Source organism: Actinoalloteichus caeruleus, assembly GCF_049311605.1.
GTDB classification, from domain to species: domain Bacteria; phylum Actinomycetota; class Actinomycetes; order Mycobacteriales; family Pseudonocardiaceae; genus Actinoalloteichus_B; species Actinoalloteichus_B caeruleus.
In genome coordinates this window covers 5,871,660-5,888,149 of sequence record NZ_CP186005.1, presented here as the reverse complement: position 1 = coordinate 5,888,149, position 16,490 = coordinate 5,871,660, and the positions used below count along the sequence as shown (strand labels likewise).

Here is a 16,490-nt window from a genome sequence, read left to right as displayed (position 1 = left end):
GCGCCCTGATCAGCGGATACCGCAGATCTCCTGGCCGGCGTTCACCGTGTCCAGGTTGCCGGGGAGCTGGGGCTCCTCGCTGCCCGAGGTGCCCTCGGCGCCTCCCGTCGCGGATGGCGAGACCGGCGGCGCCGACTCGACCCCGGTGAAGTTCGGGCCGATGACCAGCTGGATGGCGCCACCCAGCGCCGGGTCCTCCCGCAACTCCGCTCCCGGGACCATCGCGGCCAGCGTCGCCGCCTGGGCGTGGAACTCGGCCGAGTACAGCACCAGGGTGCCCTCGACCTGCTCAGGGGCGTTGGTGCTTGTGACGATCTCGAAGCCCGCCGCCGCGAGCGCGGTGGACGCCGTGGTGGCCGCTCCGGAGATCGAGCTGCCGTTGAGCACCTGGATCTTGATGCCGGTGGGGTCGACCAGGTCGGGACCGCCAGCACCCGCGCCCTCGGCCTGGTTCTCGGCGGCGTCCTCGCCCTCCGCCTCGTCGACGTCCTCGCCGGGCAGCGGGACGTCCTCGATGATCGCGCGGAACAACGCGTCCACGGCCTCCTGGATCATCACCTCGTTGCCCCGCTCGTTGGATTCCCCGACGGTCGGAAGCGTGACGAAGGTGACCCGGCCGGTGTCCAGGCCCTGCATGGACTGCGCGAGGCTGAGCAGGCCGTCGGTGCTCAGGTTGTCGCCGTAGGTGTTCCTCGCGAAGGTGCCGACGAAGTCGGTGAGACGCGAGGGGTCCAGCAGCACGTCGCCCGAGGTGACCTTGCGCAGCAGCGAGGACAGGAACAGCTGCTGCCGGTGCATGCGCCCGTAGTCCGAGGTCACGTCGCCCTGGACCTTCCTGGCCCGCACGAAGTTCAGCGCCGTCGAGCCGGTGATCGTCTGCCAGCCCGCCTCCGGGAGGATCGTGCCCAGCTCCTGGTCGATCATCGGCGCCTCGACGCAGACGTCCACGCCGTCGACCGCGTCCACCATCTCGCGGAAGCCCCCGAAGTCGAGGCCGACGAAGTTCGTCATCTTCAGGGTCGTGATGTTCTGGATGGTCTTCACCATGCACCGGGGCCCGCCGACGGCGTACACCGCGTTGAGCTTCACCTGGGTGGCCGGGCCGACGAGCTCCTCGGTGTAGTCGCGGGTCTCCGGGTTCCACCGGTCGCACTCCGGGCGATCCACCTCGAGGTCCCGGGGGAAGGACACGATCACCAGCCGCTCCCGGTCGGCGGGGATGTGGGCGAGCATCGTGGTGTCGGCCCGGTCGCCGTCGGCGTCCTCCACGGTGCCCGCGTTGTCCTCCTCGGTGGCGCCGTACCGGCTGTCCGAACCCACGATCAGGAAGTTCTCGTCGCCGTACTGCTTGTCGGGGTCCGCGATCGCGTCGGACTCGGTGTCCAGTGCGGACACATGGGAGAACTGGTTGTCGACCCAGCCCCGCGCGCCCCAGCCGAACCCGGTGGCCAGGAACGTGGTGACCGCCGCCGCGAGTGCGACGCCCTTGCCGACCACCCTGGCGCGGCTGGAATGGGGGGAGCGCAAGCCGCTGAACGCGACCAGCTTGCCGACCACCGCCTTGGCGGCCGCCTTCGGTTTCCGTTCCTCCGAGCCGGTGTCGTCCCGGTCGTCGTCCTTCCCGCTCGTCTCCCCAGGCCGCTCGTCCGCGTCGTCGACCAGACCGTCCTGGTGCACCTCGGTCCGGTCCGGATCGGCGGGGGCCGATCCCTGGGCGTCCGCCTCGGACATCCGAGGTTTCGTCGACGGGTCGAACTTCTCGACGGCGCTGTCCAGGTCCGCGTACTGGTCCTGGGGCTCCAGCTTGCTGATGAGCTTGCCGAGCCGCTTCCTGCGCTTCTTCTCGCGCTCCTGTTCCTCCTCGGCGAGTTCGTCGTGCACGGCGGAGAACCGCGCGAGGGTCGCGTCGATGGACCGGGTGCGGTGGGTGAGGACGGTCTCCTCGGTCTTCGGACCGTCGTCGTACTCGGGCGGCGGGGCCGGCCGGGGTGGCCTGGGCACGTTGGGGTTGGAACGGGGGCCAGGGTCCTGGTGCGGCCCGGCGGGGTCTCCCGGCTGCGGCGAGCCCACTCCGGCGGCCCCGGCTCCCGCTCCGGGGGGGCGCGGCCCGGGACGCGGGCCACCACCCCCCGGGGCCGGCGGGCGGCCGCTGGGCGCGGGGCGCTGACGTCCTGGCGGGCCGGCGCGGTCGCCGTCGTCGGGAACCGTGGGTAGCCGGGGGTTCGAGGAAGCCTGCCCCGCCGCAGCCTGCCCCGCTGGAGCCCGCCCGGTCGGCGGCTGCCCGGTCGGCGGTGCTGGCGGGCCCGGTCGAGTCGCTCGCTGAACCGCCGGCATCTCCTGCGTCAGATCAGGAGTGTCCTGGTCCTCCACCACGGGCGGCGGGGTGTCGGGCGGGGGAGGCGCCGGGCGGCGACCCAGCTTGCTCGGCCTTGACCTGCCCTGCTGGCCCAGTGGCCTGCGCGGCGGTGCGGGTGGACGCGCGGGAGGTTCGGCCGCGTCCAGCGGGGTCTCGGCCTCCCAGACGGTCGTCGGCGCGTCGTCGAGATCGGCGTCGGCCGGGCGGGCCGGGGGAGCGGGGTCCGGCCTCGGCGCCGGTCGCTGCTGCGCGCGCCGGGCGGATCCGAGTCCGCCGGCCGGAGGCCGCGCTCGTCGCCCGGGCGGGGGTGCGAGCGGCCCGGCCGGCCGCTCGTCCTGGTGCTCGGGTTCCTGAGGGCTGGGAGCCTGGTGCCGGGAGGAGAGCCGCTGCTCGGTCTCGGTGTCCCTCGCCGCGCGCCGGGCCCGGCGCCCCAGCTTCTCCGGTCGTTCCTCGGGGACGGCCGGCGTTTCCCGTGCCGCGCGCCGGGATCGGCGGGCCGGCTCCTCCGCCCGCTCCTCCTCGTACGCCCGCCCCTCGGTGTACGAGGGGTCCTCCGTGTACGAGGGGTCCTCTGTGTACGAGGGGGCACCGGGGTAGGAGCTGGCGTCGGAGTAGTGCGTCGGCGCCTCGTCATAGGGCTCGGCGTAGGGGTCCGGCTCGCCGTACGGGGATGGCTCAGCGTGGGAGTCCTCGAAGGACGACCCGGGTTGATCCGCTCGTAAGGCGGGTTCCTCGTCCTCGAGCTGGTCCGGCGCTCCGGTGCGGTGTCTGGCGAGCAGGTCGGAGACGGAGGTGCCGCCGGTGTCCTCCATCGAGCGACGGCGGCGGCCGGTGGGTGGCTCGGTGTACCGCGCGCGGCGGCGCCGGGGCCGGTCCTCGGACGAACCGGAGTCCTGGGAGCGCCGAGAGCGGAAACCACCGGGACGAGGATCGTCGGCCACCGGGTCTCCTTCCCTCTGGTGACAGGAACGTGGCGGTCTGACTCGCCATGCGTATAGACGCCGAGCTACCGAGCAGGTTGCCCGAACGGGTGAGCCGTCCGCCAGGCGATGGTACGGCTACGCCGTTCGGCCGCGAAGCATTCCCGGAGAACCGTCACCCTCCGCGCACGGCGCGGATCGGCTGACCGGAAAGGCGAACAACCCCTGACAATCAGTAGTACCCGACCACCCGGGGTTGCACCACGGTACGGCGGCCGCCGGCCGCCCCGGCGAGCCGAGCCCGGCCCTGGTCCCGGTAGGCGACGGCGTTCCGGCCGGACTGCTTCGCCGTGTACAACAGGCTGTCGGCCTGGAGCAACTGCTCCTCGTGGTTCTCCGGAGGTCTCGCGGCGCCCTCCGCCGGCCGGGGCTGGTGGGCGAGCCCGATGCTCACCGTCACCCGGAGACCCGCCGTCAACTGCTGCCACGGGTGCCGCTCGATACGAGCCCGGGCGGTCTCGCAGACGGCCACGGCGGTGGCCTCGTCGATGTCGGGCAGCACCAACACGAACTCCTCGCCTCCGTACCGGGCGCAGAACGCCTCGCCCGGGAGTCCTTCCTGCAACAGGTCGACGACGCGCTGGAGCACCCGGTCACCGACCAGGTGTCCGTAGGTGTCGTTCACCTGCTTGAAGAGGTCCAGATCGACCAGGGCCACCGCGAGCCCCCGACCGGGGGTCCCGGCCCGGCCGAGGTCGGCCAGCATGCCGACGAGGCGCTGGTCGAGGTACCGGCGGTTGTAGCTGGCCGTCAGGTCGTCCCGCAGGCTCTGCTCGTGCACCTCGGCGTGTTCCCGCCGCAGGCGGTCGACCTCCCTGCGGAGCTGTTCCGGTACCCGGATGGGCTCGGAACCCTCGGTGCTCGCCAGGTCGAGCGCGGACCGCAGGTGCTGGTACGCCTCCCGCCACTGCCCCCGCGAGGCGTGGAGCGCCGCGATGGACTCGTGCAGGCGGACGAGACCCGAGGTGTCGATCATGTCGGCGAGGTGGTGCGCCCGCTCTCCGCGTCGCCTGGGCCCGCCGTCCCGAGAGCCGGCGGCAGCGCCCGTGCCCGTCTGCCCTCGCTCACGCCCCGGTCCGGACTCGCTGACATCGGGTTGCAGTACGGTCACCGCACACACCTCCCTACATGTCTGAGGTGTCGACTCTCCGACGGTGTCGCTTGAGGCGCCATCGCAGTGAAGTTTCGATTTCGCTCATCTGGCTGACCGTCGTGGCGACGTCCGTCGGGGTCCTGTTGGGCTGATCGTGGGTGCCCTCATCCTCCCGGTGGAGGTCGTGGCGGCGGCCACCGCGGCGGCCGCCTCCTCGGGGCGCGGTTCGTTCGTCGGGAGCCGCGGCCGACGGACGCTGGGGGTTCGGCGGCGGGTCGGAGTGGAGGTCGCTTCCCGGCCCACCGCCCAGTCTCCTGCCCGCGCCCAGCGCTGTCACTGTGCGATGGATGGATTGCCAGGCGACACTCCGGTGCCGTAATCCGGGTTTACCGGCCGAATCCCACTCGTTCGAGCGAGCCCGGTCATCCTCCCGAGTGGTCGATCTCGGCTCCCGCTGGCACGGTGTCGTCCTCGGCGTCGTTCAGCCAACCGGCGGGCAGGGCCACCTTGCCGGCCGAGCCCTGCCGGCCTCTCGGTCCCTCGGCGTCCGAGGGGAACGGGGCGGACGCGTCCAGCCTGCCCAGCAGGTCGGTGAGCTCGGCGATGCTCGTGATGAGCCCGAAGGACCGGCGCAGGTCGTTGCCCACCGGGAACCCGCGCAGGTACCAGGACATGTGCTTGCGCAGGTCGCGGCAGGCCTTGTCCTCCCCGAGGTGGTCCGCCAGCAGTTCCGCGTGGCGGAGCAGCACCCCCGCCACCTCGCCGAGCCTGGGAGCGGGCGGCACCGGACGACCGGCGAACACCGCCTCCAGATCGCGGAACAGCCAGGGGCGTCCGAGGCAGCCCCGCCCCACCACCACCCCGTCACAACCGGTTTCCCGGACCATGCGCAGCGCGTCGTCGGCGCTGAAGATGTCGCCGTTGCCGAGTACGGGAATGGTGCGCACGGCCTGTTTGAGCTCGGCGATCCGCGTCCAGTCGGCGGTGCCGGAGTACCGCTGCGCGGCGGTCCTGGCGTGGAGGGCCACCGCCGCCGCGCCCTCCTCCTCGGCGATCCGACCAGCGTCGAGGAACGTCGTGTGGTCGGCGTCGATACCGACCCGGAACTTCACGGTCACGGGAATCCCGGCGGGGGCGGCCTCGCGGACGGCGGCCCGGACGATGGAGGCGAACAGCCGACGTTTGAACGGCAGCGCCGCGCCACCACCCTGCCTGGTCACCTTGGGGACGGGGCAACCGAAGTTCATGTCCACGTGGTCGGCGAGGTCCTCGTCGACGATCATGCGGACCGCGCGCCCCATCGTCACCGGGTCGACGCCGTAGAGCTGCATCGAGCGGGGGCGCTCGTCCTCGTCGAACCGGATCATGTGCAGCGTCCCCGGGTGGCGCTCGACCAGGGCGCGCGAGGTGATCATCTCGCACACGTAGAGACCCGCGCCGTAGCCGCGGCACAGCTGCCGGAAGGCGATGTTGGTGATGCCGGCCATCGGCGCGAGCACCACGGGCGGGTCGACCGCGTGCGGGCCGATCCGCAGCGCTGGCTTGGTCAGGGCCTCGGTAGTCACGTCCCCATTGTGGCCGTGACAGGGGACACCCCACGGGTGGAGGGCTGGTCGGTGGGCGGGCCGACGGGCCGCCTCCGGCCGACAGCGTTCGTCGAGCCCAGGCCGACCGCGTTCCTCGACGCCGAGCGGGGCGGCGCCCGGCGGCACGAGGACCCGAGGATCCGCGCCCTGTCGTGGACCGGCCAGGGCGGCGGACGGGACACCGCGGGCGCGGACCGGGCAGTGACCGTTGTCGCTTTGCGCCCCGCATCACTCCCGATCGGCCGGAACGGCCGCCGTCCCGCGTGGTCCAGCCTCCGTCGTACCTGGTCAGCGGCGGTGGGCGTCGACCAGTGCCCCGCCGGCGGAGGAGTGGGCGCGCGCCGGAGCCCGAAATGTCCCCTGGCCTCGGTGATTACCGTGTTCGAGTGACGACGGCAGGGGAGACAGCGGGCGGAGCCCGCACCTCGGGAACCGGAGACCGGACCTGGTTGGTCGCCTGCGCCGCCGCGCTGTGGGGCACGGACGGGCTCCTGCGCAAACCGCTGGCCGAGACCCTGCCCGCCTCCTCGGTGGTGTTCTGGGAACACCTGATCATCGTGCTGGTGATGCTGCCGTTCCTGCCGAGCGCCGTGCGGGCCTTCCGCCGCTCCGGGGTCCGGGAGCGGGTGGCGATGGTGACCATCGGCGTCGGCTCCTCGGCGCTGGCCACGGCGTTGTTCACCGCGGCCTTCGCGGTGGGCGATGGGATCACGCCACTGGTGCTCCAGAAGCTGCAACCCCTGTTCGCCGTCCTGGCCGCCTACCTCCTGCTCGGGGAACGGGTGCGGGCCCGCTACTGGGCCTTCGCGCTCCCCGCGTTGGCCGGAGCCTGGCTGCTCAGCTTCCCCGACCCGCTGTCCGTCCAGATCAGCGCCCTCCAGCCAGCCCTGCTGGCGATCGGGGCGGCGGTGCTGTGGGCCGCTGGCACCGTGCTCGGGCGGGTGGTGAGCCGTTCGATCCCAGCCCGTGACGTCACGGTCCTCCGCTTCGGGCTCGGGCTGCCCGCCGCACTGGCGGTGCTCACCGTCCAGGGCGATCCCCTCGCGGTGGGCTGGGAGAACGCGGTCGGTCTCATCCTGCTCGCGCTGATCCCCGGGCTGATCTCGCTCAGCGTGTACTACCTGGGGCTGCGGGGGACACCGGCCGCCAGGGCGACCCTCGCCGAACTCGCCTTCCCCGCCACCGCGGCGTTCATCGGCGTCACGGTGCTCGGCGAGCACCTAGTCGCCACCCAGTGGATCGGGTTCGTCGTCGTGATCACCGCGATCACCGCGCTGGGGTGGCACGAACGCGTGGGGCGCAGGGCGGTGCTGGCCGGCACGCCACCGGCCTGACCCGCTCCGGGTGCCGGGGCGAGCGGAGGGCCGAGGAACGGGAGGAGTGCGGTGCAGGGCGTCATCGCCGGGTTCAGCGTCATCGCGGTGGTCATCGGGATCGGCTACCTCCTCGGTCGCACCGGGACCCTGGGGCCGTCCGGTCGGGACGTGCTGTCCACACTGGCCTTCTTCGTCGCGACTCCCGCGTTGCTCTTCGAGACGCTCGCCACCGCCGACGTGGGAACGGTCTTCTCCCCCACGCTCGTGGTCACCGTCGCCAGCACCGTGGTCGCCGCGCTCGTCTTCGTCCTCGTCAGCTGGCTGGTACTGCGGCGTTCCGTCGCGGAGACCACGATCGGCGCGCTCACCGCGAGCTACGTCAACGCCGGGAACCTCGGCATCCCCATCTCGGTCTACGTGCTCGGGGACGCCGCCTACGCCGCACCGATCATGATCTTCCAGCTCGTCGTCATGACGCCCCTGTCGTTCGCCGTGCTCGACACGGCGACCGCCGGGCGGCGGCGTTCCCTGTGGCGCGTCTTCGCCCAGCCGCTGCGCAACCCGGTGACCATCGCGTCATTCCTCGGGCTGGGGGTGGCGCTGGCGGGCCTCCCGCTGCCCGAGCTGGTGCTCCAGCCGTTCCAGCTGGTCGGCGCGATGGCGGTTCCGGCGATGCTGTTGGCGTTCGGGATCTCGCTGCACGGCGGAGGCCGCCCCGGCAGCGGCCGGTACAAGCGGGACCTGTGGACCGCCGTGGCGCTGAAGAACCTGCTGCAACCGGTCGTGGCCTTCCTCCTCGCCCGCTACGCGCTCGGACTGGAGGGGACCATGCTGCTCGCCGCGACCATCACCGCGGCCCTGCCCACCGCGCAGAACATCTTCGTGTACGCCATCCGCTACGACCGGGCCGTCGACCTGGCCCGGGACGCCATCCTCATCACCACGGTGGTCTCGGTGCCGGTGATCGTCACCATCACCGCCCTCCTGGCCCCCGGCTGACCCCGGAGGAGCGCCTCGGCGAGATGGGAGCCGGGGCCGAGCCCCGGCCACCGCGCTCCAGGAACCCCGGGCGCGTCGCGGTGGTCTAGAATGCCAGCGCGGGGCGTTAGCTCAATTGGTAGAGCTGCGGACTTTTAATCCGTAGGTTCTGGGTTCGAGCCCCAGGCGCCCCACCTCGCGCACGAGGCTCGAACCCTTGCCGATGGGATCGTTGGCCGGGGTTCGAGCTCGTTCTCCCGCATCGGGCGGGGCCGCTCCCGTGTCGTCGCCATCGTGGTGCCCTGCCGAGCCCCGAGCACCGGCCGGTCAGGCCCGGTGGCCACCACGCCGGGAACACGAGCAACGACACAAGGGACGACGTGCCCATCCGGCACGGCGGTGCACCCGACGAGTCCCTACCGGAGCACCAGCCTCGGCGATCGGATCGCCACGCCAGGCCGAGCAACGGGTGGCCGACCTCAATGGCCAGCTGAACTCGCCCGGTTCGGCTGAGCTCGGTGAGCCGGGCGCGGCACCGGGCTCCTGAGCTCCGCCAGCCCGTGGACGCGGCTGAGGTGATCCGGCCGCACCCCTTGACCTCAACATATGTTGAGAGACGAGGCTGCTGGTATGAGCACGCCACCAGTCCTCCCGCCCGACCCGTCGCCTCCCGTTGCCGCATGGCTCACCACGCAGCCTGTCGGCGCGCGCCCGGAGCTGATCGCCGAGGCCGCCCGCGAGGCGGTGATCGTGGGCCTGGGTGTGAGCACCCGCGAGGCCCACGAGGTGTTCGCCTTCGTCACCGACACCACCTGGCTCCTGGTCGAGCGCGGGTTCACGACCATCGCCGTGCTCGACAACCAGCGCGTCGCCGACCTGTACGACCGGTACGTGTCCGGTGAGGACATCGACCTCGACCGCGCGCTCGCCCAGGCGTGGGGACCGTGGCAGGTCGTTGAGATGCGAGACGCGCTGGTCCGGTTGCGTGAGCTCAACCGGACCCGGACCGGTGCTCGGGTGCGGATCGTCGGCGTGGCCAGCTCGCGCGTCCTGTCCTCGGACTATGACCGCGTCGTCGACCTGCTGGCCGGGATCGACGCCAGCACGGCCGTGAGGGTCGAAGCGCTCCTCGACGTCATCCGCGTCGCGCACGGCAGCGGCGAGCACGTCCTGCGCGCACGCGGCACCCACCCCGGCACGCCCTTCGTGGAGATGGCCCGCACAGCCCGAGCCCACACGGCCAGGCTGGCGCCCAGCGGCGAGAGGGATGCCGCGCTGGAGCTCCTCGACGCGGTGGTGGACTTCCACGCGAACGCGATCGGTGTCGGCCACGACATGGCTCGCGAGGAACACCTGGCCGCCGACCGGCTCCTGGACCACCACCGCCGCACCGGGGAGCGGATCGTGCTGTGGGAGGGCAGCGCCCACATCGCCGCGCACCCCGGCCCGATGCTCGGTTCACACCTGCGCACCGCGTTGGACGATCGGTATCTCGCCGTGCACATCACCTTCGGCCAGGGCCACATCACCAGAGCGACGATCCCCGCTCCGCGCGCGGACTCCATCGACGCACGACTCGCCGGCGCGCACGGTGAGCGCACCATCGACCTGCGCACACCACCCCCGGCGACGGTCGCGGGAGACCTCGGCCGCTCCTGGCCGACCAGGCTCATCTCCGGGCTGTACGACCCCGCCGACGATGACGAGCACTACTTCGACCTGCCCTCCCTCACCGGGAGCTTCGACGCGCTCGTGTACATCCCGACGATCACGCCCATCCGTCCACTCGCCGACGAATGACGTCCCGGCCGCTCCTACGAAACCCGGGCAAGGGGTGGGCATGCCAGCCAGCGGGTGACCTCGACCCAGGTCTGGGCGGCGGTGTACCGCGGCGGCTGCCCCGTACAGCGGCCGGAGCAGGGGCAGCGGCGGCTGAGATGGTCATGGCAGCCCAGCTGGCGCACCTGCTCGACATCGGCGAGCGCGCGAACGTCGACATCCGCGTACTGCCCTTTCGGCCCGAACCCACGTCCAACCACGACGAGTCGTTCGTCGCCGGAGCGCGGTTCACCTTGTTGAAGCTGCCCGAACGAGGCACGATGCTCTACCTCGACGACTTCGCCGGAGCGACCTACCCCGAGGACATCACCGTCATCCAGGAGTATGCCGCCGCGTACCAGCGGTTGCGCGACGTCGCACGGGATCCGGGGTCGTCCCGCGAGCTGATCTCTAAACTGGTTGAACGATACCGGTGACCAGACAAGGAGAGGAGGTGGCTGCGATGGTTCCAGTGGACCCCGGCCAGCTCCGATGGCGTACCAGCAGCTACACCGCGAGCAACGGCTCCTGCGTCGAAATCGCGCCTGTGGGCGGCGGCGCCGCGATCCGCGACACGAAGGACCGGGACGGCGGCATCCTGATCGTGAGCGAACGTTCCTGGAACACCTTCCTCGCGGCGGTCAAGGCGGGCAGAGCGGGTAGCGCCTAGTCCAGCTCCTCGAGGTTGCCGGGGCGGGCGTCCCACCCCTTCCTGTCCGAACCCCTCGGGTCCACCGGACCGGCCCCGGCGCACCGTCGGGCGGCTCGATGTCCCATCGGTGAAGCGAATCCCACCTCGCCGGTGCTCCGGTCGACATCGCGTCGATCCGGGTGGTCGGCGGGTCGGCGCCGACCCGGGTTCCGTCACCGGATCAGCAGGGCACCGGGCCGAACCGGGTCCAGGCGACGACCCCGGCCACGGGGTCGAACTCCCACCTCCCGCCGTGCACGACGATGGCCCCGATCACCAGCGGCACCACCCCTGCGGGCGGCGATCGGCGGCGGCACCGGTCAGGAGGTTGAGCGGGCCCGGCACGTTCGTGCCCGCCGCGTCCACCGCGTCCGGTTCGGCCGCCCAGCCCCGTTCCCTCCCCCGCCCGTCCCGGGTCGTCTCTCCGCCGTTGGGCGATCGCGGCCAGCGGGTCACGGCCGGGCCGTCCTTGGGGAGGTGGGATCGCCGCCCAGGACGGGCGACCACCTCCGTCGCGACCGACGCGCACGAACCGTCGCCGGTGTGGCTCCGCGCTGTCCCCCGAGCGAGCTACACGCGAGTGTCCACCGAGTGGTGACGACATGGCGCCCGTGGCTCCGTAGCTTCTTGACCCAGCGATGGCGCGGGGCGGTGGACCCCGCAACGGGCCAGTGGTCCGACCGGCTCGCCCGGCCCCCGACTTCCCGTTCCGTGCCAGCGACACCGGTTCCGGCACGCCCGCGTCATCGCGTGCCGGTCCGCCCACAGCTTCCGCACCTGGAGTTCCTCATGACCCGTAAGGCATCCGTCGCGGCCGCGTTGGTGGCCGCCGTCGCCGGAACCGCGTTGGCGGGCTGCGGCGCGGCCCCGCAGCCCTCCCCGGCCCCCTCCGCGAACGCCACCTCGACCGCCGGCGAGCCACGGGACGCGTTCACCGGCGTCTCGTCGGTCGACGTCGACGGCCGTTCCGTGCGGGTGTCCTGTTCGGGCGACCCGGTGGAGGGCAGGCCGGTCGTCGTCCTCCTGCACGGGGGAGGCGACGGGCTCGCGGAGCTGGCGGACCTCCAGGAGACCCTGGGTGAGCGGGACCGGGTCTGCTCCTACGACCGCCTCGGCGCCGGTGACAGCGACGAGCCAGCCGGCCCGCAGACCCTCGACAGCACCGGGGAGGTCCTGACCGAGGTGATCGACCAGGTCGCCGGCGACGCCCCGGTCGTCCTGGCCGGGCATTCCCTCGGCGGGCTGATCGCCGCCCGGTACGCCCCCGACCACCAGGACCGGGTCCGCGGCCTCGTCCTCATCGACGCCACCTCCCCGACGCAGGGCGCGGACCTCCGGGCGAGCATCCCGGAATCAGCCACCGGGCCGGCGGCCGAGCTGCGGGACCAGACCCTGGCCGTCTTCGAGGGGGAGTGGCCCGAGCGGCTGGCGGTCGCCGACGGCGAGGTCGCCTCCGCCGGGGACATCCCGGTGGAGGTCCTCCAGCACGGCGGGGACTACCTCACGGCCATTCCCGAGTACGGGCCGGACCTGGAGCGGGCGTGGTCCGAGGGGCAGCGGAAGTGGCTGGCCGTGTCGAGCCAGAGCACCCTGAGCACCGCGAGCGACAGTGGGCACCACATCTACCTCGACGAACCCGAGGTCGTGGTCGAGGCGATCCAGCGGGTCGTCTCCGAAGCGGCGGACCCCTCGTAGGCGCCGAACCGCCGCTTCCCGGCGCGGGCTGGTGCTGGTCGCCGCCCGCGCCACGCGCCTGGCGGCCGAGCGATCAGGTGACCAGGCCGTTGCGGTAGGCGAAGACGACGGCCTGGACGCGGTCGCGCAGTCCGAGTTTTCCGAGCATGCGGGACACGAAGGTCTTGACGGTCTCCTGGCTGAGCACCAGTGCCGTGGCGATCTCCCTGTTGGAAAGGCCGTCCGCGACGAGCCGGAGCACCTCGAGTTCACGCGGGGTCAGCGGCAGGTCGTTCGGGGCGCTGGCCGCCGGCCGGATCCGCGTCGCGTACCTGCCCACGAGCTGCCGCGTCACCTCCGGCGCCAACAGCGCCGCGCCCGACGCCACGGTCCGGATGCCGTCCAGGAGCTGGCTCGGCGGAGCGTCCTTGAGCAGGAACCCGCTCGCCCCGGCGCGCAGCGCCTGGTAGACGTACTCGTCCAGGTTGAACGTGGTCACCACGAGCACCTTGACCGGTTGGGCGACGTCGGCACCGGCCAGGAGGCGGGTCGCCTCGATGCCGTCGAGCACCGGCATCCGCACGTCCATCACGACCACGTCCGGCTCCAGCCGGCCGGCCAGCGTGACGGCGGTCTTCCCGTCCCCGCACTCGCCCACCACGTCGAGGTCGGGTTGCGCGTCGATGATCGTCACCAGCCCGGTGCGGACCAGCACCTGGTCGTCGCAGACCAGGACGCGGATCGGAGCGGTCATGACGGGACCCCGGTCGGGAGGCGGGCCCGCACGAGGAACCCGCCGTCGGCGTCCCGGCCGGCGGTGAACTCGCCGTCGAGGGCGTCGACCCGGTCGCGCAGCCCGGCGAGGCCCCGGCCGTTCCCGCCTGGTGAGCCGGCCGAGGTGCCGGAACCGTCGGTGCTGACCTCCACGGTGATCTCCTCCTCGCCGTGCCGCACCCGCACCCGGGTGCCGCTGCCGTGCGCGTACTTGAGGGCGTTGGTCAGTGCCTCCCGCACCACGCGGTAGGCGACCGGACCGGCACGCCCGGCCACCGTCGAGGGGGTGCCCTCCTCCGTGAACTCCACGGGTTGCCCGGCCTGGCGTGTCCGCTCGACGAGCGCGCGGAGCTCGTCGGAGGACGACGACTGGACCTCGTGGTCCGGACTGAGCACGTCGAGCAGGTGCCGCAGGTCGGAGATGGCACGCCGGCCGGTGGCGGTGACCGAGGTCAGGCTCTGGTCCAGGCGTTCGGGCGCCGAGGTGAGGTAACGGGCGGCCTCGGCCTGCACGACCATCGCCGTCACGTGGTGGGTGACCACGTCGTGGAGCTCCCGCGCGATCCGGGCGCGTTCGGCGGCACGGGTGTCCTCGGCGACCCGGCGGCGACGTTCGGCCTCCAGCAGGCGGGTGGAGCGCAACCACGTCCCGACGGCCCAGAAGAGGACCAGCGCCAGGTAGAAGGTCAGGACCTCCGCGAGCGGCTCACCGGCGCCGAGCAGGGGGAACGCGGCGGCGAACGGCACGTACGCCGCGGAGAACCCGAGTGCGGTGGCCCGCCGCCGCCGGTCGAGCCGTGACCCCGCGTTCAGCAGGGCGAGCGGCAGGGCGGTGCCCGCGAACGAGTGGTAGCCCAGGAGCTGGTCGGCGGCGAAGCCCACGGACACCAGCGCGAGGCAGGGCACCGGCCACCGCCGGCACGCCACCAGCGGGAGGCACTGGAGGGCGATCGCCACGACGGCCAGGACGTCGAACGGGCGGTCCGGCATCCCGCCGAACCTCGTTCCGTGACCGTGCGACGCCGGTACCAGCGACCCGACGAGGAGCACCAGTCCCAGCAGGGAGTACCAGGCCGTGCCGCCGAACCGTTGCCACGACTCCGGGATCCACCTCGGAGTGATCACCGGGGAAGCCTAGTGGCGGCCCCTCGGACGAGTGACAAGCTCCCGGAGCTGGCCGTCGCTGAGCGGGGGAGGTGGTGCCGGGGTGAGCGCCCCCAGGGGGCCGTGGCGGCGGGATCGGTGGCCGTCGCCGAGGATCGCGGTACCCGCTCGCCGGCGTGGGGGCGTGCCGTCGCGCCGTTCGGTGCCTGGTGGGGAGCTTGGGTGTTCCCGAGGGGTCGCCAGGCGCGATGTCCTGAACCGGGCGAGCAGTGCCCGAACGCGTGGCTGGAACCCGAGGCACCGAACGAGGCGGGAACGACCAACACCTCCCGTCCCACCTCGTCGGTGCTGTGGCCTGGCATCGATCGGGATCCGGGGCCGGAGCGAGGGCGTGCCAGCCGGACCCGATCGCCTGGTGCGGCCGTCGCCGGTCGCCGTCCTCGCGTGGCCTGCCGCCTGTCGGCGCGGTGGTAGCGTCGGCCCGCCGCCTGCCCGACAGGCCGGCTGTCGAGCGTCGCGAGCTCGTCCCGGTGTCGACTCGAAGGCTGTAACGGCGGGTCGCTGGCCGTCGATCTCCGGGGCGACACGGTGGCCCTCGGCGGGAGAGCGTCGGTGGACATACCAGCTGACGTCGGACGGGCGTCGTGGTGAGGGGGAGGGACATGACGAGCCAGGAAGGCACGCGGGGCGACCAGACCGGTGCGGTCGCCACCGGCGGCAGGGGGCCTCGCGGCTTCTGGTACTACCCGGTGGTCCTCGTTTCGCTGGGCCTGTTCGCCTGGGTGCCGTTCGCCCACGCGGCGTCCAGGCTGCGCACCCCCAAGGCGCGGAGGTACGCCTGGCTGTTCGGCGCCATCGACGCGGTCCTCTACGTCCTGGTGTTGGCCACGCCCGAGACGGGGCCCGAGGGCGAACCCTCGGTGGGTGCGTTCGGCGGGCTGTTGGCGTTGACCGCCATGATCCTGGGTTGTGTCCTGATCTCGCCGTTGCGCCGCCAGGTGTACGAGGGGGCTCCCCAGGAGGGCGCGCCCGCGTCCGCGTCCGATCCCGCCGTCGCCGCGGCCCTCGCCGCGCGGGCGAAGCGCGACGAGGCCCGCACCCTCGTCGCGGATGACCCGCTGCTCGCCAGGGAACTCAAGATCGGCCGTCCCGACCTGGCGGGCACCTACGACGACGGCGGCCTGGTCGACCTCGGTGCCGCCCCGGCCGAGGCGATCGCCCAGACCTGCGGCCTCACCCCGGAGCAGGCCGCGACCATCGTGCGGACCAGGGGACAGCAGGGGACGTCCTTCTTCACGGTCGAGGAGTTGCTGATCGCCGCGGAGCTCCCGGTGGAGGTCTGGGACCGCGTGCGGGACCGGGCGATCCTGCTCGTCTGACCCGGCCGCCGGGAACCGGCACGGTTCGCCTGCCCCCTGTCGACCCGACAGCCAACAATGTGGTGGCAGGGCACCCCGGTGCGGGGTGCCCTGACCGCTGTCAGCCGCCGAAGGCGGCGGCGTTCTCCCGGACCCACCGCTCGAAGGCCCGAGGCGGGTGACCGGTGACCTCCTCGACGGTGGGTTGTGGCACGGCCCCCTGCCGGGGCGGATTGGTCCGCATCTCGAGGAAGAACTCGATGTGTTCCTGGGTGAAGCCGGCCGCCCGCCAGCCGGCCACCGCCTCCTCACGGGTCTGTTCGACGTACCGGATCTCCCGCCCCAGCACGTCCGAGATCGTCCGGACCTTGTCGTGCACGGTGAGGGCCTCCGGCCCGGTCACCCAGTACTCGCGTCCACCGTGGCCCCCCTGGACGAGGGCGGTGGCGGCGACGGCCGCGATGTCGGCCTCGTGCACGATCGCGCTCCGGACGTCGGGGAACGGTTCGGTGACGTACCCGCGTTCCCGGAGGGTCTCCGCCCACTCCAGCAGGTTCGACATGAACTCGCCCGGGGTCAGCGCCGTCCACTCCAGGTCGCTGTCGGCGGCACACTCGCTCGGCCGGATGAGCGCGGTGGCGTGTCCCCTCGCTACCGGCCAGCCGACCAGCGGGGAACGGCGGAGCGGCGGGACCACCCCGCCCGGGTCGGTTTGGGGGCCACGACCGCGGGTAGGTCTTGCGGGCCGGTGGTACGTGGCGG

General features: G+C 72.7%; 14 protein-coding genes and 1 tRNA gene. 8 read left to right on the top strand and 7 right to left on the bottom strand.

Annotation, left to right across the window (positions count from 1 at the left end; all coding sequences use genetic code 11):
• Nucleotides 1-9 precede the first annotated feature (9 nt).
• The 3 genes from ACOJVX_RS24400 to dusB form a co-directional block, all read right to left on the bottom strand.
• Nucleotides 10-3,297, bottom strand: coding sequence for an LCP family protein (locus tag ACOJVX_RS24400; RefSeq protein WP_422647110.1), 3,288 nt, complete (start codon nucleotides 3,295-3,297; stop codon nucleotides 10-12).
• Nucleotides 3,298-3,508: 211 nt separating this feature from the next.
• Nucleotides 3,509-4,312, bottom strand: coding sequence for a GGDEF domain-containing protein (locus tag ACOJVX_RS24395; RefSeq protein ID WP_051314165.1), 804 nt, complete (start codon nucleotides 4,310-4,312; stop codon nucleotides 3,509-3,511).
• Between the two features lie 539 nt (nucleotides 4,313-4,851).
• The gene (gene dusB / locus ACOJVX_RS24390; protein ID WP_016697503.1) at nucleotides 4,852-5,994 is read right to left on the bottom strand and encodes a tRNA dihydrouridine synthase DusB; all 1,143 of its coding nucleotides are present in this window, start codon (nucleotides 5,992-5,994) and stop codon (nucleotides 4,852-4,854) included.
• 407 nt (nucleotides 5,995-6,401) lie between these two features.
• On the opposite strand from dusB, the gene ACOJVX_RS24385 reads away from it, so the two are divergent.
• The 6 genes from ACOJVX_RS24385 to ACOJVX_RS24360 all read left to right on the top strand — a co-directional run bounded on the left by ACOJVX_RS24385 (nucleotide 6,402) and on the right by ACOJVX_RS24360 (nucleotide 10,797).
• Entirely contained in the window at nucleotides 6,402-7,349 is a 948-nt protein-coding gene (locus ACOJVX_RS24385) for a DMT family transporter (RefSeq protein WP_026419665.1), read from the top strand.
• A 51-nt stretch (nucleotides 7,350-7,400) separates the two neighbouring features.
• Complete coding sequence (locus ACOJVX_RS24380; RefSeq protein WP_016697506.1) at nucleotides 7,401-8,330, top strand: AEC family transporter; 930 nt, start codon at nucleotides 7,401-7,403, stop codon at nucleotides 8,328-8,330.
• Nucleotides 8,331-8,430: 100 nt separating this feature from the next.
• A tRNA-Lys gene (locus tag ACOJVX_RS24375) sits at nucleotides 8,431-8,503 on the top strand.
• A gap of 436 nt (nucleotides 8,504-8,939) precedes the next feature.
• Nucleotides 8,940-10,109 (top strand): erythromycin esterase family protein, encoded by a 1,170-nt coding sequence (locus tag ACOJVX_RS24370; protein WP_337662249.1) that lies wholly within the window; start codon nucleotides 8,940-8,942, stop codon nucleotides 10,107-10,109.
• 143 nt (nucleotides 10,110-10,252) lie between these two features.
• Nucleotides 10,253-10,564, top strand: a complete 312-nt coding sequence (locus ACOJVX_RS24365) for a Scr1 family TA system antitoxin-like transcriptional regulator (protein WP_418154707.1) — start codon at nucleotides 10,253-10,255, stop codon at nucleotides 10,562-10,564.
• 26 nt (nucleotides 10,565-10,590) lie between these two features.
• Nucleotides 10,591-10,797 carry a DUF397 domain-containing protein gene (locus tag ACOJVX_RS24360; protein WP_026065773.1) on the top strand — a complete coding sequence of 69 codons (207 nt, stop codon included), beginning with the start codon at nucleotides 10,591-10,593 and terminating at the stop codon, nucleotides 10,795-10,797.
• 294 nt (nucleotides 10,798-11,091) lie between these two features.
• Here ACOJVX_RS24360 and ACOJVX_RS24355 read toward each other — a convergent pair whose 3' ends face one another.
• Complete coding sequence (locus ACOJVX_RS24355; RefSeq protein ID WP_422647109.1) at nucleotides 11,092-11,274, bottom strand: hypothetical protein; 183 nt, start codon at nucleotides 11,272-11,274, stop codon at nucleotides 11,092-11,094.
• A gap of 333 nt (nucleotides 11,275-11,607) precedes the next feature.
• On the opposite strand from ACOJVX_RS24355, the gene ACOJVX_RS24350 reads away from it, so the two are divergent.
• Entirely contained in the window at nucleotides 11,608-12,513 is a 906-nt protein-coding gene (locus tag ACOJVX_RS24350; protein ID WP_418154709.1) for an alpha/beta fold hydrolase, read from the top strand.
• Nucleotides 12,514-12,586: 73 nt separating this feature from the next.
• Here ACOJVX_RS24350 and ACOJVX_RS24345 read toward each other — a convergent pair whose 3' ends face one another.
• Nucleotides 12,587-13,246: a response regulator gene (locus ACOJVX_RS24345; protein WP_016697513.1), complete on the bottom strand. Its 660-nt coding sequence runs from the start codon at nucleotides 13,244-13,246 to the stop codon at nucleotides 12,587-12,589.
• On the bottom strand, nucleotides 13,243-14,391 hold the full coding sequence (locus ACOJVX_RS24340) for a sensor histidine kinase (protein ID WP_026419661.1): 1,149 nt from the start codon (nucleotides 14,389-14,391) through the stop codon (nucleotides 13,243-13,245). The genes ACOJVX_RS24345 and ACOJVX_RS24340 overlap by 4 nt, the downstream gene beginning before the upstream one ends.
• Before the next feature lie 641 nt (nucleotides 14,392-15,032).
• Between ACOJVX_RS24340 and ACOJVX_RS24335 the strand changes: the two genes are divergently transcribed.
• On the top strand, nucleotides 15,033-15,749 hold the full coding sequence (locus ACOJVX_RS24335) for a hypothetical protein (protein WP_016697515.1): 717 nt from the start codon (nucleotides 15,033-15,035) through the stop codon (nucleotides 15,747-15,749).
• 100 nt (nucleotides 15,750-15,849) lie between these two features.
• Here the strand turns inward: ACOJVX_RS24335 and ACOJVX_RS24330 are convergent, their stop codons facing one another.
• On the bottom strand, nucleotides 15,850-16,425 hold the full coding sequence (locus tag ACOJVX_RS24330; RefSeq protein WP_016697516.1) for a hypothetical protein: 576 nt from the start codon (nucleotides 16,423-16,425) through the stop codon (nucleotides 15,850-15,852).
• Nucleotides 16,426-16,490: the final 65 nt, after the last annotated feature.